A 23,218-nucleotide genomic window follows, 5' to 3' on the forward strand; every position below is an offset into this window, starting at 1 on the left:
AACAGATAAAGGAATCACACAACCATCCATTCTTATTTTTACCAGCAAAAAAAGCTGCTCCCAACATTTGAGGCAATTGAAAAAGTGATTTTCTTTAAGTCAAAGAAAATCACTTTTTAGAATGGTCTATAACATTTGGAACAGCTTTTATTTATTGAGAAGTAAACAGATCAGCCAGCCAATGGAAGTAAGTATCCGTCTGAACAGACTGTGAATAAGTTGTGCTTAATGACTTAGGAAGAGTTCTCCCTTGAGCAAGGGGGATAAGTTTTATTTTATCCAGAGTTTCAGGATAAGCTTTTAGCAAAAGTGCCCCACTCCGGGTCACTTCTTTCGTGATTGTCGCATGCTTTGGTTTTGTAAAATGATAATCTTTTGGAAGTGTATATTGTCTGCCAGCAGATTGGAAAGTAGAACCTTTTGCTATCAAGCTCGTTTCAAAATTTTCAAATCCGTAATTGAATAATTTAACAGCATCGGAATAGGAGCGTTCGGCAGTTTGGGAATTCAAAACCACTGCAATCAAGGATGTCCCTTTTCTTTCTGCAGAAGTGACCAGCGTATATCCAGATTGTCCTACCCATCCACTTTTGATGCCTGTTACTCCCTCGTATCGCCAAAACATTTTGTTGTGGTTGATCAGGGTCGTTTCCCATCCCTTTCCTTTCCATTCCAGGGTTTTCGTGCTGGCAATCTCTTTAAAGATCTGATTTTTCATCGCATATTTAGCAATTTTCGCCATATCGTATGCGGTAGTATAATGATTGATGTTAAACAGTCCATGAGGATTTACAAAGTGGGATTTTGTCACCCCTACCTTGTTTACAACAAAATCATTCATCATTGCTGAGAAACTCTCCACGTCGCCTGCAATATGTTCTGCAATAGCGACCGCGGCATCATTACCGGAATTAATGATCATACCCTGTATCAATTTTTTCAAGGGTACTTGCTCACCTTCCAAAAGGTAAACCGTTGTTCCAGATACATTTCTTGCGTTACTGCTTACTGTTACCATTTCATTCAAGTTCCCTTTTTCAATAGCAATAATACCTGTGATGATTTTTGTGATACTTGCAGGATACATAATTTTTCTGCTGTCTTTTTCGTATAAAACCTTCCCGGTTTTAGCGTCAATAAGGATTGCGGTTTCACTATCAAGGGAAAGAGAATCTTCTTCCGCATTTATCTGTTGTGGAAAAAAAGATACCGTTATAGCTGCAATGATTAGTAGAATATATTTTTTCATATTGGTAATTCCCCTTACGGTGATGTTTATTTACCAATATGATTATATATGAATAATCTGATGAAAATAAAAGGTTTATAATGGAAATAAAGCTCTGAACCCGCATAGATCAAGGAATTATAAAATTAATTCTATACTCATTGGTAAGGAAGTCAGTTTTCCCCAAAAGCACAGATCACTTTTTCCGGAAACTTCAGGACCGTGCCGTGCCCACAGGAACATATAAATATTTGCTACGCTCTAATTCTCCTAGTGATGCCTTTTACATTACTTATTAAGCTCCGATCCTTAATATTGGAAATTTCCATAATAAGGGGGCAATTCCCCCATACCCCCTTTTGCTGTTAAACTGCCTCTGCCAACCTTATAGGATCTGGTCCAAGAACCCTTTTTTGAACCCTTACTCCAATGCTCGGTAAAACTTACCAAATAAACCTCATCATTTATTTCTTCTGCACTAGTTTCTCTTATTACTTGATAACCCTCAATGATGCTTGTTCGCTTACCGATTTCCTCAGGAAAAGATTCTATGTCAAAACCTTTATTGTTTGTTACGAAATCAACTGCATCTTCCTTTGTAAAAGGAGGCATCGTCGGAGAACTTATTTACAAAAAACCCCAGATAGCTATTAAGAAAGCGATCGGGATTACCAAAAACAACTTCATCCTTTTGTTTTTCCAAATATTCTTGTACATCCACCTATCAATAATTCCATAATGAATCGCAGCAGCCATCCCGCAATACGCTAGTAATATATCCTGAAAGAAAACGCCATTTACTAAACCGAAAGCTCCAAGTATTAAAATATACAACCAGTGCTGATTCCTGAACCATTTTCTTTGCAGGAACTCTATTCCAGCAGCAACCAGGTTTCCATAGATTAAAATAATTGCACCTACATAAACAAAATAGATGAAAAACCAACTAACGAATCGATTCCCTTGATTATAGATAGTATTTGTGTCTTGTATTATGTAAAGTAATGATAAAAGTAATGAAAAAACCGTAGTAGTAACGAATGTTGCTATAAATTTTCTTAACATAATATTTTTTATCTTTGTTTCCATATCCTCTTCCCCAATCAAATTTCCCTGCTTACAAGTTTCTTTCACCTGTCTCATAATGGCTGTTCTTTTATCTTAATAGCTAAACTCTCATTTATGGAAAGTATGATTATCTAGTATTCAAATGAGCACGATTGTGTACTGATAATAAAATTAAAGTTTCAACTTCAAGCCTTCGTGTGTGGCTTTAAACCCCAAGCGTTCATAGAATCGCAAAGCATCCGGCCGCCCTTTATCAGTTGTCAGTTGAATTAAATGGCAGCCACGATCTTTTGCACGTTTAATTGCCCACTGGATAAGATGGGTTCCTACACCACTATTACGAGCAGAAGGTGCTGTTCTTACTCCTTCAATTGTTGCTCTCCATCCACCCTGGTGTGTTATGTATGGGATAAATGTTAGTTGCTGAACACCAATTATATTATTATTTCTATATGCTACTATTAATTCGTTATTTGGATCAGCTGTAATAGCATGAAATGCTTGTAAGTAACTCTTTGGAAGGGGCTGTTCATACCTCTCTCTTTTACTTCCTAATACATCGTCGGCCAGCATTTCCACTATTTTATCCAAATCTTCCTCTGTAGCTATTCTAAACTTAACTATTGTTTCATCCATAAACTCCCTCCTTTTAAAATATCAGAGTAAAACTTTTAATTACTCCAACTTTATATTACCGCTCCACATCTTTCATGATATTTTTTAAAATTTATCGAACATTTAACAAAAGGGATTGCCTCTTTTCTGAGTATTCAGTTGCTCCAATCGAGCAGGGTCCAAATTTCACCGGCCACTTCATTTGGGCAATCTGTGTGAATTGTGGTATGTCCAGCTTTCCGAAGTAGACGATTCTCCCCACGGGGAACGGTGTTTGCCAGTTTGGTATAGATGATTTTTTTAGCCTGGTTAAAAGGATCAAGTGTTTCCCGGAGAAAGGACTCACTCGTAATGGGGGTCATGAAGGGATCGATTCCCAGCCCGGTTAACACGGTTAACGGAATATCCGGCAGGTCTCCTCCTTCACGGATTTCCTCATAGAGTTCGCTGTTTAAGTTTTTTCTTTCCAACATCGTTTTTGTTAATGTATGGAGATGATATTCAATCAATGGTTTCCGAATAGAAGCTGGCCAGGTGGCAAACATCTTCTCGAATAGTCTATGAAAAGATTTTTTGTAAGTAAAAAGGGCTCGAAGAATAACAGCACTCTGATGAAACAGGTATCGTTTATTGAACTTGGGGGTATTGGTGAGAAAATCTTCATGAGGCGGTTCCAACAGAAGCATCCCGGCTACTTCATCCGGAAATCGCTGGGCATACCGTTGTGCGTATAACCCGCCCAATGAGTGACCGACGAACAAATAGGGAGCAGTTACACCAGCGGCATTCAAAAGAGTGCGCAATTCATCCGTGACCTCCTGAGCACTTCGCGGCAGCTTGACCTGTTCGCTCCAGCCTGTACCCGCTCGATCATAAATTACGGATGTGGTACGCTGACTAATTTTATTATGGAGATTCAAATAATCCAGTCCGACCATGCCGGCTGCCGGTAAAAATACAACTGCCGGACTCCCCGATCCAGCACAGTCAAGCAATAAGTCCCTTCCTTCTACGTTATAGTGACTTCCCACCGGTGCCCCATTGTTCCATAGTGTACCGCTTTTATGCTTTTGTGCAGCTTTTTTCATCAAAATAGCAAACCTCCATTCTTCTCATGCTCTAGTGACAAATCATCTCCGAAACCTGATTCGATCCTTATCTGAGGGAACTCCTTTATAGATGGTTTCCCATTCCCCGTCTCGAAATATTTCGTAACTCTCAAAAGCACATGGGAGCCCTTTTGCGGAAAATAAATTACTGCTGTCCATCAGCTGGAAGTGCAAGTGCGGTGCTGTTGAATTACCAGAGTGACCAACTTCTCCTAATACTGCTCCTCTTTTCACACGTTGACCAGCTGCAACGGTAATGGATCCTCTTTTCAAATGCGCCAACCCGGCATAGATATCGTTATGGCATTTCATAACGATATAATTGCCAGCAACCGCCTGGATGCCATCTTTGAAAGGACGATAGGAATATGCATTTTTGAGCCTAATAAAAAAATCAGGAACCACATGAGCTCTTGATCTTTCCTGATAACCGTCTTCCGCAACTATAATTTCCCCATCACATGGGGCGTGTACTTCTTTCCCCCATCCATAAGTCTTATCCAGTGGGACACCCAGGAAGAGGTATCGCAACGTACTTGTGTAATAAAATGGATTCCCTTTTCGCTTATGGTCCACCTGTACAAAATCAAAAGCATACCTCTCTCCTAATAGATTCGTACCATGACTGGGGACTTTTTTTCCTGGTGTGTTTGGTGTCATCCATTCCCCTCTTAAAGGGAGCTCGACAATAACTGGTTCCTCAAAATCTTTCATAAGACCACTCCTGGGCTTGGTATCTAGTTCCTAAACTTTACTGCATAACCACAAAAGGAATTAATATAAATTCGTCCGCCACGTATTCTATTTATAAAAGATTTTCCTGAGTTCCTTAAGGTGCCCATCCAGTTCAGCAATAATATGGTCATAATCCAAGTCCTTACGCTCTGTATTTCTGATATCCTCCAGTATTTGATTTGTAAAACCAATATTCGCCCAGTAAATAAGCTGCCTGCACCTTTTTACGTCCAGACCTTCTTTAAAGCTATCTGCATCAGCTATCTCAAACATTGACTCATAGCATAAAGATTGTTTCCTGCCAGCTCTTTTTTCCAACTCTTTCTGGATTTCTTCTGACATAGGAGTGGCAGTCATATTAATGAATTCAAAAATCCAAGGATGCTTTTGCATCAGCTCTATTTGGAGAAGATAGGATTGCCGTAATCTTTCAATCGTATCTTTTTCATCAAAGTTCATGACTTCAAGGTACTCTTTATTGACCATTTCTGAACAGTAATCATAAAGGTAGAGAAAGAGATCCTTTTTGTTATTTACATAGTGGAACATTAACCCCTTAGAGATTCCAGCCTCTTTGGCCATTATGTTTGTTGAGGCTTCATCAAAACCATTCTTTGCAAACTCCTTTAATGCTGCATTTAAAATAGCATCTCTCCGGCAGGAATCCAGATTATCCATTTTTGAAAGCATGTTAATCCCCTTTACTAACGTACATTTACCTAATAGGTAAACATAATTATACTCGTATTTACCTGTCAGGTCAATGACTATATTCCTGAAGCTGCAACGAAAGAACAACCCTTTTGAATGAACACTAATGCTTCTTATCTGCAATCTGTTTTCGCAGATTCTGTAAGTGCAAAAAAGGAGCTTGTTATATATAAGCCCCTCTTTCTGCAATATCATCCTCCACTCACAATGGAGCAAAAGATAACCGTTATACAGGAAATATTCTCCTTTAATTTGTTGCTTTTTCCCCTTTGATTCTAGATTTCGGAAACAGTATGCCTAGTTCATAATGTTCATCTTCATACATGGACCGCTGTATAAAGCGAAGCTCTCCCTGCTCATCGCGGATTTCCATTTTGCATAAGGCACGATTTTTTTGCAGTGCATGATAAAATTCCTCTTCGTTTGTGACTCTCATTTGGTTAATGCGTTCAATATGTTCCCCGACCAGAAGCCCGATTTTATCCGCCGGACTTCCAGGGATAATGCCTATAACGGGAAGGCCGCTATCATTTGCTACAAAAATTGTTCGTTTTTTGGCTTTTGAACGATAAAGCAATTTAAGAAATTCCCTGCCTGCAACAGCCAGGACTATAGATGCAGCCGTTAGCCATTCCTGCCAATAAGACCCTATCGCTAACCCACCTGCAGCAAGCGCCAATACTAATAATCTGCTCCCAATCCATTTAGCAGCGTACTCTGGAGGCTGTCCTTTAGCATTCCAGTCAAAACCAGTAAGAAAGGGTACGAGCATAAGGCCATAGCTTCCCCCTCCAAGGTCAAATAATGGCCACCACGGAGCAAAGGCAGTAATTGCCCCTCCAGGAATCAGAACAAAACAGGGAACCATCCCTATTCTCTTCAAACGATGCTGTCCGACCCTCTTTCCGCGTGAACTGGTGACCATCTCAGGAAATGCTTTATTTTGTTTCATCCGTATTAGCCAAAGTGCCTCAACCACCAGTAATACTGACATCACCAGGGTAATTCCTGTCAATGATACTGACTCGGCCATTTCTTTCCAGTCCAGTGGCAGGAAAGTGAACTCCACTGTCCCCATAATTATTATCAGAAGGCAGCTGGTTCCAAATGTGTAAGCAGCAGATAACCAGTTAAGCTTCGTCATGAGATATAGCAAAATGGTAGTTACAGTAAGCACCATTACCAAAGGATAAGGGAAAACAAATCCCAAACCGACAGAAATAATGGACAGGACTATACCTGCAATCAATCCGATTCTCCACGTGCCCTGCCATTCTGAAAAAATGTCGAATGCCCTTGTTCCAAACATTTTTCTTTCTTTTCTGATCCTGCTGGTAGAGATAAAAATGATATATATAAAGAACCAATAAAATAACGGCTGCAAAAGCAGTCGGGCAAAACCATACAGTATTTCAAGCCAGCCACCCAATGAAAACTCCTCCTCTTTATAGAAACGAAAAAATCCGCAGTCTAGGACTACGGATATATTTCGCTTATAACTTGTCGAATTCCTGCTATTATTGGCTGAACAAAACTTCCAGAGCTTTTTCCATTTGCTTGTCATTTTCGTCATTTCGTACTTCTTCGATGATTTGTGCCTCAAGTTTACCGCCTGTTTTCTGATCGACTTCTCCGGTCACCTTCAGGTTATGGTCTTTTTGGAAAGCTTTTACTGCTGAAACGGTGGCTTCCCCGAAGTAACCATCAGTTCTCCCGACATCATAACCGAGTCCTTTCAGCATGATCTGGATATTTTTAATTTTTTCGTCATTATCATCATACTTGAGTACTTCCTCGACCTCCACTGGGTTCGTATAGAAATACGCAGGCTGCTTCACCTTCACTGTCGGTTCGATTCCCTTATCATGAATCCAGTTACCATCAGGGGTCAGCCATTTGTAGATGGTCAGTTTGATGGTACTTCCATCGCCCATCGGTATGGCCTGCTGGACTGTTCCTTTCCCAAATGTCTTTTCACCAACAAGTTCATAACCACCGGCTTCCTTCATGGCTGCTGCCAGTATTTCAGATGCCGAAGCACTTCCTTCATTCATCAATACGGTGATTGGATAATCTTTTTTCTCTTCCAGCTCCGAGTAATAACGGGACTTCTCTCCGTTCCTGTCCTCTACCTGAACAAGCGGCTTATCTTTTGGAATAAAGTTTTTCAATATTTCCTGCACGTCGGTAAACAGTCCCCCTGGATTACCGCGGACATCGATTATCAACCCATCCATTCCTTTCTCTTCCAGATCTTTTAATGCCTTGTTGAATTCCTTGGCAGTGTTTTCAGAAAAAGAAGTAATTTCGATAACTCCAGCTTTTTTACCATCTTGTTTTTTCATGCTGGCATGTACGGTTTCAAGTGGGATTTCATCACGTACGATGTCGATGGTCAACGGGTCTGAAACGCCTGGCCTCTTGACCTGCAAGGTTACTTCGGACCCTTTTTCGCCGCGAATCTTCAGAACCGTTTCATAAAGATCCAATCCTTCCACACTTTTCCCATCTACTTTTAAAATCTGGTCATTTGGTTTTAATCCTGCTTTTTCTGCAGGGGAGCCCTTGATCGGGGACACAATCGTTACTTTCCCCTCAACCATACTGACTTCTGCACCGATCCCTTCAAAGGAAGATTCGATGGTATGGTTGAATTGCTCCATTGTTTCCTTGTCCATATAAACACTATAAGGGTCTTCCAGTGTATCAAGCATACCTTGGATAGCTCCCTCAACTAATTTCTTTTTATCGATTTCTTCCACATAATTTTCTTGTATGGTAGAAAACGCCTGTTCCACTTTCTGTAAATCTTCGCTTCCACTTTTTCCACTGTTATTCTGCGCGAACTTCTCTATCAGACTTTTTTGCTCCGCTTCACTTAAATCAGCGAAACCTTCTACTTTTTCCTGGCTTGCTTGATCCGTACTGGCAGATTCTGATTGTGCTATTTTTATCCCGATGTATGATCCTGCTGCTCCAAGTAATAACGCCACAACCATTAATATCGCGACATAACGTGGTTTTAAATTCATCGCATTCACCCTTCTATAAGTAAGATCCTCTGGTGTACGTTAAAGTTGCATAAAAAGGCATCACACCGAAATGTGCGATGCCTTTAATATATGTTATGCCATAAATACCCTCTGCATGTCCACTATAAATTGAAAAATTTTCAATTGATTTTACAGTTCGATACTTTATGACAAGATTCTGCTTCCTTCTCCGTCTTACATTGTGTAGCCATATTCTCCCCGTTCCTCATCACGTGCTACCATGCCATCTTCAATGGCTATGACCCGCTTCCGCATACTGTTGACGATATCCTGGCTGTGGGTCGCCATAACGACTGTCGTTCCGGTTGCATTGATTTCCTCGAGAATATTCATGATCTCCCAGGAAGTATCCGGGTCCAGGTTACCTGTCGGTTCATCTGCAATCAAAAGTTTCGGGTGATTCACAAGCGCCCTGGCAATGGAAACACGCTGTTGTTCGCCGCCTGATAATTCATCAGGAATAAAGCGGGCTTTGTTTTTTAAGCGTACCTGATCAAGGACATCCATGACACGCTTACGGATATTTTTTGGGCTTTCTTCTATCACTTCTAACGCAAATGCAATATTTTCATAAACTGTCAGTTTCGGGAGCAGTTTGAAATCCTGATAAACGACCCCGATCTTTCTTCGCAATTTAGGTACTTTTCGTTCTTTCAGCTTGGAGATATCGGTATCATCGATGATGACTTTCCCTTTTGTCGGCTTCTCTTCTCGGAACATCAGCCTGGTGAAGGTTGATTTACCTGCACCACTTGGGCCGACAATATAGACAAATTCACCTCGTCCAATATGTATATCTACGCCATTCAGAGCTGTTACTCCATTGGAATATGTTTTATAAACAGATTTCATTTCGATCATATATATCACCTTTATTTTACAATGTTGTATTTCATTAGTTGTTCGTCCAAATTAACACAAAACGTCTATTTCATTATAACATCTATTTTCATGTTTTTTCGGCAAAAAATTATTACAGTTTCTTTTCATTTTCATCCGTTTTTTTACATACGAAAAGCCTGACCTCTGGCCAGACTTTCCTCGGTAAGTATTCATCTTTTCGCTAAATGCTTACTTTTTCGTAGCCAGCCAGCTGGCAATTAGTTCAGCGTCTTCTCCGGTCGCTTGTCCCGCAGGCATTGAGCCTTTACCATTTTTAATGATGTTCAGGATTTCTTCTTTAGAATACTTCGCTCCAACTTCTTGGAGGGAAGGTCCAGCTCCACCTGAAAGGTCAGCACCGTGACAGCTTGCGCAGTTTTGTTGGAATGCTTTTTCTGCTGCTGCTACGTCCACTTCACCACTGGTCCCGCCAGAATCTCCTCCGGTGTCACCGCCGCCATTGCCTCCGGATCCGCCTTCCTCTCCACCGCCGCCACAGGCGCTGAGTACAAGTGCAGACCCAAATAAAATGGCCATTAAGGTTTTCTTCATTCCGTTACTCCCCCAATCGAAGTAATTTGTTGTGATAGCACAAACCCCTATCATGGATATTATAACCAAGTTACGAAGTTTTAAAACCCTCACCGAGGACTTCTGTCGCATTCATAGCAACGACGAACGCCCCTGGATCGATCATTTTGACGCTTTTTGTCAATTTGGTGAATTCATTCTGCTGAACAACACACATAATGATTTTACGACTCTGATCCGTGTAACCGCCAGAAGCTTCCATGACGGTCACTCCCCGGTCTATTTCGTTTAAAATCGCTTTCCTTATATCTTCTACATAATCGGAAATAATCATTACATTTTTCGACGTGTTCAAGCCGACCTGCACAAAATCAATTGTTCTGCTGGTGGCAAACAGGCCGATCAGTGCGTAGAGACCTTCTTCCACGGAGAACACAAACGCGGAGGTAATGACGATCATCCCGTCTAACAATGCCAGTGAAACACCTAATGGCAGGTGAGTATACTTATGAAGCACCTGTGCTGCTAAATCGATACCACCCGTGGAAGCACGTCCACGAAACACAATGCCAAGGCCTAACCCTACTCCCATTCCGCCAAATATTGCTCCAAGGAGTGGATTTGGAGTCGCTGGATCGAGACCACTTGTTAAGTAAACAAAAAATGGCAGCAGAATTGTACCCACAAAGGACTTTAGACCAAAATTTTTCCCAAGTATGATGACACCAATCAGGAATAACGGAACGTTCAGCAGCCCTTGTACCAGCCCTGGTTCCCAGCCAAAAACACCTTTCGTAATCGTGCTGATACCAGCGACACCACCCGATGCGATATTATTCGGGAGCAGAAACACATTAAATGCCAATGCTACAAAAAAGGAACCGAGTATTACCAGTCCATATTCAATAAGATTTCTTGTCGCTGTCGACATTGGCTGCCTTCGGTATTTTTTAGCCATCATCATTGATATTCACTCCATCTATGTCTGAATCATTGGTTGTTTTTTAAAAAACGAGCTCACGAAATTGGAGTATAACACTCGGCATGGAAGGTGTAAACGCCAGCAAAATGACGTATTAACACGTTAAAGGAATGATTGTAAAATACCATTGGACAGGCTTTACCCATCCAATGGTTTACTTACAATCTTAACGATTCTTCATCAATGATCCAATTCAGGATTTCAATGACATCCTCACGCATATCTTCCCTTGCTAATGCCATCTCAATAGTCGTTTTAATGAAGCCCAGCTGATCACCGACATCGTAGCGTTTCCCTTCAAATTCATAGGCAAACACCGGCTTAAAGGTGTTCAAGCGTCCGATCGCATCAGTCAACTGTATTTCTCCTCCGGCGCCTTTCTCCTGATCCTCCAGAAGTTCAAGTATCTGCGGTGTCAAAATATAACGTCCCATGATGGCAAGATTAGACGGCGCTTCCCCAAGTGGTGGCTTTTCGATGAAACTTTTAACTTTGATGCTTCTGCCATCCTGTGATTCAGGATCAATGATACCATAGCGGTTAGTTTCGTTATCTGGCACTTGTTTAACACCGATGATAGACGATTTCTTCTGTTCATACTGATCGATCATCTGCTTGAGACAAGGGGTATCCCCCATTACGATATCGTCTCCTAGCAAAACGGCAAATGGTTCATCATTAATGAACTTTCGCGCACACCAGACTGCATGACCGAGACCTTTTGGTTCCTTCTGTCTAATATAGTGGATATCGACCTTGGAAGGCTCCTTGACTTTTTCAAGCAGGTCCATTTTCCCTCTTTTATATAGACTTTCTTCCAGTTCAAATGCATGATCGAAGTGATCTTCTATCGCACGTTTGCCTTTGCCCGTTACGATGATGATATCCTCAATACCAGACTCCACTGCTTCTTCAACGATATACTGTATCGTCGGTTTATCTACGATCGGCAGCATCTCCTTAGGCATCGCTTTCGTAGCAGGAAGAAAACGGGTGCCAAGCCCTGCTGCCGGGATAATTGCTTTTTTTACTTTCATCTTACACCGCCTCCCTATGTAACTTTTTATGTTAGCTTAAATATAGCAAAACAATCGGTCACTCACCAGTTTTCATGCAGCTTTCTTATCATTGGCAGACAAGCTTCCGGCCACAAATGCCGCTAAGGAGAGCACGATTGGAAGAACTACGGTATGCATTCCGAAAGCATTCGGATAATAATTGTGGAAAATAATATAAGAAAGAATACCGACAAGCATGGAAGAAAATGCTCCATATTTATTGCCTTTTGTCCAATACAGCCCCATTACCACCGGCCATATGAAGGCCGCTTCCAGACCGCCAAATGCAAATAAATTCAGCCAGATTAACAAATCGGGCGGGTTCAAAGCTGAGAGAAATACGAATATCCCTAATACTGCAGTCGTCGTAAAACTGAGTATCCTTACTTTACTGATAGTGGCTTCCGGATCGATATAATTTAAATAAATGTCCTTTACGACAGCTGAGCTTACAATCAACAGCAAAGAATCGACCGTCGACATGATGGCTGCCATTGGTGCAGCTAAAACGACACCCGCCAGCCAGGCAGGAAGGACTTCGAGAGCGATAAGCGGCATCACTTTATCCCCTACATCGATCCCAGGGAGAATAGGCCGGGCAAACACACCGATCAAATGCATGTTCAGCATAATGAAACCGACTACCACCGTACCGATCAACAGCGCTCTGTGCATGGCACGGGAATTTTTATAGGACATTGCACGGACAGTAATATGAGGCAGACCAACAACTCCTACCCCTACCAAAATCCAGAATGATGACACATAAGTAGCGGTCAAATCGCCATCCGCCCCATAGGGAGTTATGAGATTCGGATTTTCCGCCTGAAGATCAGCGATAATGTTCCCGATTCCTCCCCCGGCAATAATTGTACCAATTAGTAAAATCAACGTACCGAACAGCATAACAATCCCCTGGACAGTATCCGTCAAAGCAACGGCGCGAAAGCCGCCAATGATGACGTAGATCAGTACAGATATTGCAAAAATGAATAAAGCGGAAGTATAGCTTAATCCAGTTAATGATTGAATCATTCTGGCACCGCCAACCCATTGGGCGGCCATAGCTGAAAACAGGAAGATGATAATGCTGAATGCCGCGATTAACACCACCCATTTACTTTGATACCGTTCTTTTAAAAAGTCGATCAGAGTAACCGCATTATAACGTCTCGCAACGATGGAGAATTTTTTCCCCAAAACCATCAGGACGAAATAACCGGTTACCACCTGTGACATAGCAAGCAGCACCCAGCCGAGCCCTTCCGTATATGCTACACCAGGACCCCCGATGAAGCTGCTGGCACTTCCATATGTAGCAATCATCGTCATTGCGAGAATCAAACCGCCCAGTTGTCGTCCCCCAAGAAAGTATTCTGATAAAAATGATTCCTCTGAAGCGCGCATCGATTTACTTGCCCAATACCCAGTAATAAAAATCAGGATTAAAAAAATAATCAAAGGAAGCATGACCGTCCAATTCATTCGTCATTCCCTCCCTCTTCATCAAAAGGAACCTCAACGAACCAAAGCTTTACAACAATCCAAACCAGTACGACCATCACAACGAATCCGAGGACACAGCTGTAAAAAAACCATGCTGGCAATCCAAATACATATTCATATTCTTGTGGAGATTCCGAGCCCATTCCATAGGCGAACCCGAACCACCAGAGGAAGTTGAAAATAGCCAGTCCGACACCGATCAATGCTTCTCTGTTTGCTATCCGGAAACGGTAGTCCTTGTTATCTGGCAGCATCAGCCTCTCCTCCTTTTATGTAGTACTTATCTTAATTGTAATTGTTACGGATATATACTTCACTATTCTTGCATCTAAAAAATGATATTCAGGCTTGTAATTGCTGTTTTATTATTCAAACCTGCGTCAAATCCGACCTAATTTGGTGAGGATCTATTTCATACAGAAAGGCCTCGCTCCCAATTATAGAGCGAGGCCCGGCAAACCCTTTATTTCATTTGCGAACGTAGATAAGCATCAATAAATGGGTTAATATCTCCATCCATGACAGCCTGGGTGTTCCCGATATCCAGATTTGTCCGATGATCCTTGACCATGGAATATGGGTGGAATACATAGGAGCGAATTTGACTTCCCCAACCAATTTCCTTTTGCTCACCGCGGATATCATCAAGCTCCTGTTGTTGGCGTTCTATTTCCAATTGATACAGCTTTGCTTTAAGCATTTTCATTGCCTGTTCACGGTTTTTTATCTGGGATCGTTCCGATTGGCAAGTAACAACCGTGTTTGTCGGTAAATGTGTAATCCGGACAGCAGAATCTGTCGTGTTGACGTGCTGACCACCGGCACCGCTTGAACGGTATGTGTCGATTTTCAAATCTTCCGTTTTAATATCTATTTCTATTTCATCATCGAACTCCGGCATGACTTCACACGACACAAAAGACGTATGTCTGCGCCCAGATGAATCAAACGGGGAAATACGGACCAAGCGGTGGACTCCTTTTTCAGCTTTCAAATAACCATAAGCGTTATGGCCTTTAATCATCAGCGTTACGCTTTTCACCCCAGCTTCATCCCCGGGGAGGTAATCCATGGTCTCCACTTTGAAGCCTTTGCTCTCCGCCCAGCGTGTATACATCCTTAGCAGCATACTGGCCCAGTCCTGGGATTCTGTTCCCCCAGCACCTGGGTGAAGCTCAAGAATAGCATTATTTTTATCATACGGTTCACTGAGCAATAGATTCAGCTCAAATTCGTCCAGACCCTGACGAAGTCTTTTCACTTCTTCCTCAAGTTCAGCACCAAGCTCTGCGTCGTTTTCTTCTTTGACAAGTTCATAGGAGACCTCTAAGTTTTCATGTGTTTCTTCATGCTTTTCAAGGGTCTGAACCATATCCTTCAAACCATTGACTTCATTGATCACTTTTTGGGCATTATTCTGATCGTCCCAGAACCCCGGGGCTGTCATTTCCTCTTCAAGCTCTGCTATCCGTGCCTTTTTATGATCGACGTCAAAGAGACCCCCTGAAGTCCGCTAATTGCTTAGCCATATTATCTAATTTATGCCGAATTTCCGCCATATCCATAATAATCACCTCGTTAAATTTGTTTCATGTATAGGACAAGGAAGACACCCTCTTCTACATGAGAGAGTGCCTGTAAAAAAGTAAAATGCTTATCTGCCATGACAATTCTTATATTTTTTACCGCTGCCACAAGGACAAGGATCGTTTCTTCCGACATCCTCTTTCTTAACATACGGCTGTCTTGTCTTTTTCTCTTCGCTTTGCTGGCCGCCGGATACTGCTTTTGCTCCCTGGGCCACTTCCTGGCGTTGAAGGTTGTTGCGCACCTGAGCTTTCATGACGTAACGAGAAACTTCTTCCTCGATGTTCTGGACCATTTGCTCAAACATGCTGAAGCCTTCCATTTGGTATTCGCGCAAAGGATCATTCTGGCCATAAGCACGCAGGTGGATACCCTGGCGCAGCTGGTCCATCTGATCAATGTGATCCATCCACTTCTGGTCAACAGTACGAAGCAGTATAACACGCTCGAATTCACGCATTTGATCTTCTTCAAGCTCTTCTTCTTTTTCATCATAATTCGCTTTAACTTTCTTTTCAATCAACTCAACCATCTCTTCAGGGTCTTTCCCTTTCAATTCATCAACACTTAAATCGTCTTCATTGAGAAGGTTTGCCCTGCAATAATCAACAATTGCATCTAATTCCCAATTCTCATCAAGTTCATCTGTTGTATGAGCCTGTACAGTCCGCTCAATAGTCGAATGAATCATTTCCTCGATAATTTCCCGAAGATTCGCTGAATCGAGTACCTCGTAACGCTGTTTGTAGATTACTTCACGCTGCTGACGAAGGACATCGTCATAGGAAAGTACAGTTTTCCGGGCATCGAAGTTATTACCTTCTACACGTTTTTGCGCTGATTCAACAGCCCTGGACACCATCTTACTTTCAATCGGCTGACTGTCATCCATACCAAAACGATCCATCATGGTACGCATGTTATCTGAACCAAAGCGGCGCATCAGCTCGTCTTCCATCGAAAGATAGAACAAGGACATACCCGGATCACCCTGACGACCGGAACGTCCACGGAGCTGGTTATCAATCCTGCGGGATTCGTGACGCTCTGTGCCGATAACAGCCAGTCCTCCAAGATCACGCACGCCTTCACCAAGCTTGATGTCTGTACCACGCCCGGCCATATTTGTAGCGATTGTAACAGCGCCTTTCTGTCCGGCATTTTCAATGATTTCAGCTTCTCTAAAGTGGTTTTTCGCGTTCAGGACATTATGATTTACTCCTGCTTTCTTCAAATAGCGGGAAATCAGCTCGGAGGTTTCAACCGCAACCGTTCCGACTAGCACCGGCTGCCCTTTCTCATAGCGTTCTTTGATTTCTTCCACGACGGCACGAAATTTACCTTCCATTGATTTGTAGACCAAATCCGCTTTGTCATCACGGACAATCGGTTTATTCGTCGGTATAGCGATTACCCGCATGTTATAGATGTTCAGGAATTCTTCTTCTTCCGTTTTCGCGGTACCGGTCATCCCGGAAAGCTTTTCATACATACGGAAAAAGTTCTGGAAAGTAATTGAAGCAAGAGTCATACTTTCATTTTGGATTTCCAGTCCTTCTTTCGCTTCGATAGCCTGATGGAGACCATCACTATAACGGCGTCCCTTCATCAGACGTCCGGTGAATTGGTCCACGATGACCACTTCCCCTTCATCTACCACATAATCAGTATCCCGCTGCATCGCAGCGTGAGCTTTCAGAGCCTGGTTAATGTGGTGGATCAAAGAGACATTAGACAAATCGAACAAGTTATCAATGGAGAAGTAGCGCTCTGCCTTGTTAATGCCTTCCTCAGTCAATTGTACGCCTTTTGTTTTTTCATCATACGAATAATCTTCTTCATGAGCCAGAAGGCGAACGAATGCATTGGCCTTGACGTATAAGTCAGCAGACTTTTGGGCCGTTCCGGAAATGATCAATGGAGTACGGGCCTCATCAATAAGGATGGAATCCACTTCATCAATGATGGCGAACGGTAAGTTGCGTTGAACCATTTGTTCCTTATAAAGAACCATGTTGTCACGCAGATAATCGAAACCAAACTCATTGTTGGTACCATAAGTGATGTCAGCGTTATATGCTTCACGCTTTTCGTCTTTTGTCATGCCGTTCAGATTCAATCCTACTGTCATTCCCAGAAATTCGAATAGTTCCCCCATTTCACGAGCATCACGACTGGCAAGATAGTCGTTGACTGTGATGATGTGAACCCCTTTGCCATTCAAGGCGTTCAGGTAAGCAGGCATTGTGGAAGCAAGTGTTTTACCTTCCCCTGTTTTCATTTCTGCAATATTACCTTCGTGAAGCGCAATTGCACCTAGTAACTGGACATTGAAGGGGCGCATTTCAAGGACACGCTTCGCCCCTTCCCGCACTACAGCGAACGCTTCAGGAAGAAGATCATCCAGGCTTTCTCCGTCCTGGAATCGTTGTCTGAATTCTGTTGTTTTATTTCGCAGACCATCGTCTGATAATTTTTCCATATCCGGCTCCAACGCTTCAATTTCATCGGCTTTCTTCTGCAGCCGGGTCAGTTGACGCGAGTTGCCGTCTCCAAATATTTTCTTAAGTGTTCCAAGCATTGCAACCGCTCCTCTATTAAATTGGTGATATCTCGGTTGAAAATAGTATAGTCCACATTTAATAATAACACTTAAATTACCGGCATGACAACAAAGGTCACCCAACACCATCAACGGGCTGACATAGTGAGACAGTCACCATAGATATAGTGGAAATCCAATCAGAAATGAGAGCATCCCGAGGATGGGGTGCTCTCATTCTGGAGACGTATAGAGGAAGTGTAGCGGGGCCGCCTTGAGGAAGTTTTTACAACCGGCTATTAGAAAACGCAGCGGTACGTTCTCTTAACAGTAAACGATGCTCATATCCTAACTGCCTCCGGTCCAAATCATAGACGCGTTTGTTAGTAGCCGCAATAATTTCGACAAGCTGAGCAATTGTTTTCTCCTGCTGTTTCAGCTTATGGTATAGTTCATCATAACTTTCACTATAAGTATTCAGTGTACACGCCTCCTTTAGTAACGAATTATTGTCGGCATTTATAGTTATACCACCTGCATTCTGTTTCGGCGAATGACCGTTCTTCAAAAACATTTGTCATTTCTTGTCGAAAAAGACCTTTTTTTAGATGAAAACAGCACTTTTTGCGTTATTTTTGGTTCCGTTCTTTAAGAACGGGATTTTTTTCAATTTTATGTACTTGTATCTTATATTTCCCAGTCATATAAAAAGAGCGGCCCTATGTCAGGCCGCTCTGGGAATTACTTATTCAGCTGGGCTCTATCAAACCGTAACGGCCGTCCCGTCTACGGTAAACGACGTTCGTTTCATTTGTTTCAGCGTTTGTATATACGTAAAAGTTATGTCCTAACATATCCATCTGAAGCACAGCTTCCTCAGAATCCATCGGTTTCAGATCAAAGCTTTTCTGCCTTACGATCTCTATATCACTATCATCTTCAAGCTGTTGTTCCTGCGCCGCTTCTTTTTCCAGTTCCGCAAAAACATATTTTGGAGCACCCTCCTGGCGGAACTTGCGGTTAACCTTTGTTTTATGCTTTCGTATTTGTCGTTCTAGTTTATCAACCACAAGGTCGATGGCAGCGTAGAGGTCGGTATGACGCTCCTCAGCTCGAAGTAACAGGTTTTTCATCGGGATGGTTACTTCAATTTCCTGCTCATCATTGTAGACACTCAAATTCACATGGACCTCGGAAGTTACTGGTTCATCAAAGTAGCGTTCAAGCTTTCCTACCTTTTTCTCCACGTAATCACTGATTGCCTCGGTCACTTCTAGATTTTCACCACGAATGTTGTATTTCATATAGAAGTGTCCTCCTTTCATCCTTATGTGATTATTATTCTATCATACCCTGGCCTATTCCTGCATAAACTTTCGAAATTTTTCGAATAGTTAGTGTCGAAAAATGCCGAATGATGCAGAATAACCTGTAAACCGGGCTTAATTCTAGTTTATCCTAATTTATAGAACATGGACGTGCTATTTGTGAACAACTATGTAAATTTAAAAGACCTGCGCTGAAAATAGCGCAGGTCTAATGGATAATATAAGGACGAACAATTTGCTGGACGCGGTTTTTCCAATTTTCATAGCAAGGTATAACGGACTTCACCAGCAATTCTCTTTTTTCGGAATTAGTTGGGCGGTGAAACCATTCCGATAAAAGAAGGATGATTTCCCTGAAATCGTCAAGAAGATTTCCTCCCCCAAACAGATCTGTAAGGTATTCATGGGATTTGCTTAGTCGCTCAAATGCATGCAGAATATCTAAAAAAATCCTCTGAGCTTCCGGCGGTGCTTCTTGAGAAATGTTTTCTGCTAAATAACCAAAACCCTCTGACAATACATCTAATACTTTATTATATTCCATCAGTATTTGATGGTGGGTATCTTCCAATTCCGGCAAATAATCACCTATTTCTTTTTATCTAAAAACATACCATCACTGCCAGAAACGTTCTTATAAGGGTTGGTATATTTTTGATTTGAACTCTTTTGTTTTTTTACATTTTTCATTTCCATTTTCAATTCAGTAAACAAAAAATTCAGACGCTGCTGAATACGTGGTTCCAACGTAAGTATTTCTTTCATTCGGGTTTTGTCCACATCAGTTACAGGCTGGGTAAGCAAGTAAATCCTTTCCTCTCTCTCACTCAACACACCGTTTATATCTTCAAGTAACTGAGTTCGATTGCTGCTGTTGATTTTCTGATTCAGTTTGGAGTATAGCTGGATCGTCAGCTCGTAAAACTCCTCCAATACACTCATTTACGCATTGCCCCCCTGTCCATGCTGCAGCTGACGCGTCTGCCTCAGGACCTCTTTCCATGTATCCCTGAACTCTGTTACCAACTCCAACGCTTCGCCAAGCATCCTCGCATCATTGTAGATATTAGCATCCATCAGTCGATGATTGATAAATTCATAGATCGGGAGAATTTCCTGAGATACAGAAGCGTTTGGATCAATTGTTATCATCAGCTCCCGTATAATATTCTGAGCTTTTTGGATGTTCCTGTTCTTCGCCTCGAAATCCTCATTATCTACCGCTTTTTTTGCCAGTTTGATAAACTTAAGGCAGCCGTTATATAACATTAGGGTTAATTCACCTGGTGATGCGGTTTCTACTGAATTGTTTTGATAAGCTTGAATTGACATGGTGATCACTCCTTACTGATTAAGTGACTCGACTCAACTGAATTGCTGCATCAAGTAATTGGATTGGGAATTCATCCTTTGAATCGCTTTTTCCATCGCTGTAAACTGGGACCAGTAACGGTTTTCAATTTGAGTAAGACGATCCTCGAACGCATCCATCCTCTGGTTAATGTTCTTCAGCTGTCTACCAAGAACAAACGTGTTATCAACACTGGTAGTTTTTCCAGCCTTGTTTTCAATTGCAGTAGCCGCACGTTCAATAGTATCTTCTAGTCTACGGATGATTCCTTGCCGAGAACCCTCCCCTTCCTTGGAAAATAAGCTATGTACAGCTTCCGGGTTTTCACGCAGAGCCTTACGCAATTTATCTTCATCGATCAGCAGCTTTCCGCCATCCAGGTAATTGGAAGTGGTGGTTATACCAATTTCTGACAGATGACTGTAGGTACCTGCTCCTTCCACGGTGTTGTACCAATTGCTTCGCATCTCTGACAGAGCACCACGGATGATAGGATCACCGCTGAGCATCCCCTTTTTCGCTTTTTCTTCCCACAGCTCAATTTCACGTTCTTCCATAGCCTCTTTCTGTAAATCAGTAAGGGGGCGATATTCCCGGTTGCGACGTTCGCTGACCTGATCATTCAGTTTTTCAACAATTTCATTATATTTAGCAACAAATTCCGTGATTTTTTCAACGGATGCATCAATGTCATTCGTCACATTTATTTTTGCTTGGCCATCCGTTGTATTGTGGAAATTGAAGGTAACATCATTCAAGGTGTAATTGTTTTCGTAAGATTCGATTGTAAGGGCGCCATTATACTTGAATACTGCGTTCTGGCCGCCTGCCTCCAAGGTCTCGGCCATACCGAGTGTGTTAGTGAAAAAAGCTGCAGAAGCTGCATCAAAGCTTATTTCCTGGCCACCTTTATTGAAATCCCCTGTTTCCGTACGTTCAAGCACCACTTTATCTGCCTGGGAATCATAGAAAGCTCTGACACCGTTATCTGCATCTGTGATCCTTTGTAAAACATCATTCAGCGAATCTGTATCACTGACTGAAAAAGTATGTGTCAGCTGTTCACCATTTTTGTTCCATGTATAAAAAGTAAAGTCCCCAGTTTCAAGGGGGTTCGCCAAAACACCGGTCTGATCCTTGAATGCTTTGTCTGGATCGAAGTTCTGACCAGCTGCAGTAACTTTACTGCTTACATTAATCGCTACGCTGGCCAATTGTGTTACTTCGACGCTGTAGCTTCCACCAGAAGCACTGGCAGCTGCTGTTGCTGTCACAGCAGCTGCCTGAGTAGATGTCGTACTTTTTGTATTGTATGTTTTCTCAAGCTTCATATTGAGGGTCAGATTATCAAGTTCGAGAAGTTGCTTATTAACATCCCTATAGGCATCCCTCTGCCAGGTAAGCCATATTTTGTCTTGTTCCATTTTGTCGAGTGGTATCCGTTCGGCAGACATCAAATCTTTTACTATCTTATCGATGTCCATACCCGACGCTAATCCGCCTATACGCATTTCCCTTGCACCACCTTAAATCCTGTTATCGACGATGAAGCCGAGCTGCTCTGCCATAGCTGCATAAATATCGAGCAGCCGTTTCGGGGGTATTTCCTTTACCACTTCTTTCGTCCTTGAATCGATCAAAGTCACATAATATTCATCAAGTTTTTCATGAAATTCGAATTTCAATGATGTCTTAGAGGGAAGCAGAAATTCATTGAGCCCTTCTACAATACCTTTTGCTTTCTCTTTTTGAATCTCGTCTTGTTCCTCCTGTGGTTCATTTGTCTGCTTTATTTCCTCAGTTTGAACCTTTTTATCCTGTAATGAAGTTATACTTGATGTATGACTTGGCTGCTGCAGGAGTTTAGAACCTGGAAGTGTTTTATCAATGTTCACAACCGTCCACTCCTTTATGATTTAGCTTTTATATCGGAATATTACTAAGGAATTTTAGGGAATTAATTAAAAAACTATCTTCGCTGGATAAAAGAGCTGAAAGAAGGGAACTCACAGGCCAAAAACCGGCTTTTTTATCTTCCTCTAAAGTTTGACCTGAAGAACTGTGTCAACCTTCCCTTATAAAAACAAAAGGAAGAGATGGACAAATCACTTGAAATGGATAAAAAAAGTCTGTATGAAAATTAAAATTCCACACAGACCGCTTTTTTCTATCTTCCTCAGATATTCAGTTTTTCAGCGATCTCGATTTTTACCCGAAGTATTTTCCGTAACAGGATACCTCTCCACTATCTTTGAGGGATGTTATTGACTTTTGAGCAAGTCCATCCATTCATCTGGAGTTTTCATGGCATCTTCGTTTTCCGCGATGATTTTCTGATAGATCTCCTGCCGATAAATATCCACGTTCTTAGGGGCAGAAATTCCGATTTTCACCTGGTCACCATCTACAGCGATTACTTTCACCTCAATATCGTCGCCTATTTTCAACGATTCATTTACTTTTCGATTCAGCACGAGCATCGGCGTCTGCCTCCTTCAAAGAAGCCTCAAGCAAATGTTTTGTATGATAGCCATTATCATTAAGTATCAATTGTTTTCCTTTATTAACTCGATGATTAATGATTAGAGGGGCCTGCAGGTTCGCTGTAGTTTTTGCAAATGGATTTCGCAAAGTCAACACAGCGAGAACCAGCACATCTTTGCTGGAGGATATCTCCAGCAAGTCCAGGGAGGCGTCATCAATATTGAATTCATAGGAATGAAAAAATAAATATGGATTTGTCACAATCAATGAAATCTGCTCATTTATAATAGATTGCAGTACTTGATAATTCCCCTCCCCGTCAAGGCTTAGTAAGACAAAATGCTTTTCATTTTCGAAGCCTGGAAGGCCGGCAGGAAATTCTATCACCTGGGATTGCTCTATGGTTATTTCACCAAAATATTTCGTCTGTATTTTCATATTTTTTCAC

25 protein-coding genes are annotated in these 23,218 nt (G+C 41.9%); all 25 read right to left on the bottom strand.

The features are described from left to right. Positions 1-151 precede the first annotated feature (151 nt). Entirely contained in the window at positions 152-1,249 is a 1,098-nt protein-coding gene (locus JOC33_RS01460) for a D-alanyl-D-alanine carboxypeptidase family protein (protein ID WP_205090278.1), read from the bottom strand. Positions 1,250-1,855: 606 nt separating this feature from the next. Further along, positions 1,856-2,371, bottom strand: a complete 516-nt coding sequence (locus JOC33_RS20220; RefSeq protein WP_239533937.1) for a hypothetical protein — start codon at positions 2,369-2,371, stop codon at positions 1,856-1,858. Positions 2,372-2,467: 96 nt separating this feature from the next. Then, entirely contained in the window at positions 2,468-2,932 is a 465-nt protein-coding gene (locus tag JOC33_RS01470) for a GNAT family N-acetyltransferase (RefSeq protein WP_205090279.1), read from the bottom strand. A gap of 134 nt (positions 2,933-3,066) precedes the next feature. Further along, the gene (locus JOC33_RS01475) at positions 3,067-3,999 is read right to left on the bottom strand and encodes an alpha/beta hydrolase (protein WP_239533993.1); all 933 of its coding nucleotides are present in this window, start codon (positions 3,997-3,999) and stop codon (positions 3,067-3,069) included. A 42-nt stretch (positions 4,000-4,041) separates the two neighbouring features. Next, a complete protein-coding gene (locus JOC33_RS01480; RefSeq protein WP_205090281.1) occupies positions 4,042-4,734 on the bottom strand; it encodes a M23 family metallopeptidase in 693 nt (230 codons plus the stop codon). 87 nt (positions 4,735-4,821) lie between these two features. Further along, positions 4,822-5,661, bottom strand: coding sequence for a TetR/AcrR family transcriptional regulator (locus tag JOC33_RS01485; protein ID WP_205090283.1), 840 nt, complete (start codon positions 5,659-5,661; stop codon positions 4,822-4,824). A gap of 52 nt (positions 5,662-5,713) precedes the next feature. Continuing rightward, positions 5,714-6,895, bottom strand: a complete 1,182-nt coding sequence (locus tag JOC33_RS01490) for a PDZ domain-containing protein (RefSeq protein WP_205090284.1) — start codon at positions 6,893-6,895, stop codon at positions 5,714-5,716. An 88-nt stretch (positions 6,896-6,983) separates the two neighbouring features. After that, positions 6,984-8,498, bottom strand: a complete 1,515-nt coding sequence (locus tag JOC33_RS01495) for a S41 family peptidase (protein WP_205090287.1) — start codon at positions 8,496-8,498, stop codon at positions 6,984-6,986. Between the two features lie 195 nt (positions 8,499-8,693). Continuing rightward, complete coding sequence (gene ftsE / locus JOC33_RS01500; protein WP_205090288.1) at positions 8,694-9,380, bottom strand: cell division ATP-binding protein FtsE; 687 nt, start codon at positions 9,378-9,380, stop codon at positions 8,694-8,696. Between the two features lie 210 nt (positions 9,381-9,590). Then, entirely contained in the window at positions 9,591-9,953 is a 363-nt protein-coding gene (gene cccB / locus JOC33_RS01505; protein WP_205090290.1) for a cytochrome c551, read from the bottom strand. Between the two features lie 70 nt (positions 9,954-10,023). Next, entirely contained in the window at positions 10,024-10,890 is an 867-nt protein-coding gene (locus tag JOC33_RS01510) for a YitT family protein (protein WP_205091505.1), read from the bottom strand. A gap of 182 nt (positions 10,891-11,072) precedes the next feature. Beyond that, positions 11,073-11,951 carry a UTP--glucose-1-phosphate uridylyltransferase GalU gene (gene galU / locus JOC33_RS01515; protein WP_205090291.1) on the bottom strand — a complete coding sequence of 293 codons (879 nt, stop codon included), beginning with the start codon at positions 11,949-11,951 and terminating at the stop codon, positions 11,073-11,075. Between the two features lie 72 nt (positions 11,952-12,023). Further along, positions 12,024-13,457: a sodium/pantothenate symporter gene (panF, locus tag JOC33_RS01520; protein ID WP_205090292.1), complete on the bottom strand. Its 1,434-nt coding sequence runs from the start codon at positions 13,455-13,457 to the stop codon at positions 12,024-12,026. After that, complete coding sequence (locus tag JOC33_RS01525) at positions 13,454-13,732, bottom strand: YhdT family protein (protein ID WP_205090294.1); 279 nt, start codon at positions 13,730-13,732, stop codon at positions 13,454-13,456. The genes panF and JOC33_RS01525 overlap by 4 nt, the downstream gene beginning before the upstream one ends. A gap of 209 nt (positions 13,733-13,941) precedes the next feature. Beyond that, positions 13,942-15,043, bottom strand: a protein-coding gene (gene prfB / locus JOC33_RS01530) for a peptide chain release factor 2 (protein ID WP_205090296.1) whose coding sequence is annotated in 2 segments (ribosomal slippage) — positions 13,942-14,970 and positions 14,972-15,043 — 1,101 coding nt in all. Because the reading frame shifts where the segments join, the coding sequence is not laid out codon by codon here. Positions 15,044-15,132: 89 nt separating this feature from the next. Continuing rightward, a complete protein-coding gene (secA, locus tag JOC33_RS01535) occupies positions 15,133-17,646 on the bottom strand; it encodes a preprotein translocase subunit SecA (RefSeq protein ID WP_205090298.1) in 2,514 nt (837 codons plus the stop codon). A gap of 247 nt (positions 17,647-17,893) precedes the next feature. Next, positions 17,894-18,181 (bottom strand): hypothetical protein, encoded by a 288-nt coding sequence (locus tag JOC33_RS01540; protein ID WP_205090300.1) that lies wholly within the window; start codon positions 18,179-18,181, stop codon positions 17,894-17,896. A gap of 175 nt (positions 18,182-18,356) precedes the next feature. After that, on the bottom strand, positions 18,357-18,911 hold the full coding sequence (hpf, locus tag JOC33_RS01545) for a ribosome hibernation-promoting factor, HPF/YfiA family (protein WP_205090304.1): 555 nt from the start codon (positions 18,909-18,911) through the stop codon (positions 18,357-18,359). A gap of 232 nt (positions 18,912-19,143) precedes the next feature. After that, positions 19,144-19,515: a DUF8042 domain-containing protein gene (locus JOC33_RS01550; RefSeq protein WP_205090305.1), complete on the bottom strand. Its 372-nt coding sequence runs from the start codon at positions 19,513-19,515 to the stop codon at positions 19,144-19,146. An 8-nt stretch (positions 19,516-19,523) separates the two neighbouring features. After that, on the bottom strand, positions 19,524-19,877 hold the full coding sequence (fliT, locus tag JOC33_RS01555; RefSeq protein WP_205090306.1) for a flagellar protein FliT: 354 nt from the start codon (positions 19,875-19,877) through the stop codon (positions 19,524-19,526). Continuing rightward, complete coding sequence (fliS, locus tag JOC33_RS01560; protein WP_205090307.1) at positions 19,878-20,267, bottom strand: flagellar export chaperone FliS; 390 nt, start codon at positions 20,265-20,267, stop codon at positions 19,878-19,880. A gap of 33 nt (positions 20,268-20,300) precedes the next feature. Continuing rightward, positions 20,301-21,797, bottom strand: coding sequence for a flagellar hook-associated protein 2 (locus JOC33_RS01565; RefSeq protein ID WP_205090308.1), 1,497 nt, complete (start codon positions 21,795-21,797; stop codon positions 20,301-20,303). A gap of 15 nt (positions 21,798-21,812) precedes the next feature. After that, the gene (gene flaG / locus JOC33_RS01570) at positions 21,813-22,175 is read right to left on the bottom strand and encodes a flagellar protein FlaG (protein WP_420825694.1); all 363 of its coding nucleotides are present in this window, start codon (positions 22,173-22,175) and stop codon (positions 21,813-21,815) included. A gap of 372 nt (positions 22,176-22,547) precedes the next feature. After that, positions 22,548-22,766 carry a carbon storage regulator CsrA gene (gene csrA / locus JOC33_RS01575; RefSeq protein ID WP_205090312.1) on the bottom strand — a complete coding sequence of 73 codons (219 nt, stop codon included), beginning with the start codon at positions 22,764-22,766 and terminating at the stop codon, positions 22,548-22,550. Further along, positions 22,738-23,208: a flagellar assembly protein FliW gene (fliW, locus tag JOC33_RS01580; RefSeq protein WP_205090314.1), complete on the bottom strand. Its 471-nt coding sequence runs from the start codon at positions 23,206-23,208 to the stop codon at positions 22,738-22,740. Before fliW ends, csrA begins: the two co-directional genes overlap by 29 nt. Positions 23,209-23,218 lie beyond the last annotated feature (10 nt).

The organism is Thalassobacillus pellis (assembly GCF_016908295.1).
GTDB lineage: Bacteria > Bacillota > Bacilli > Bacillales > Halobacillaceae > Thalassobacillus > Thalassobacillus pellis.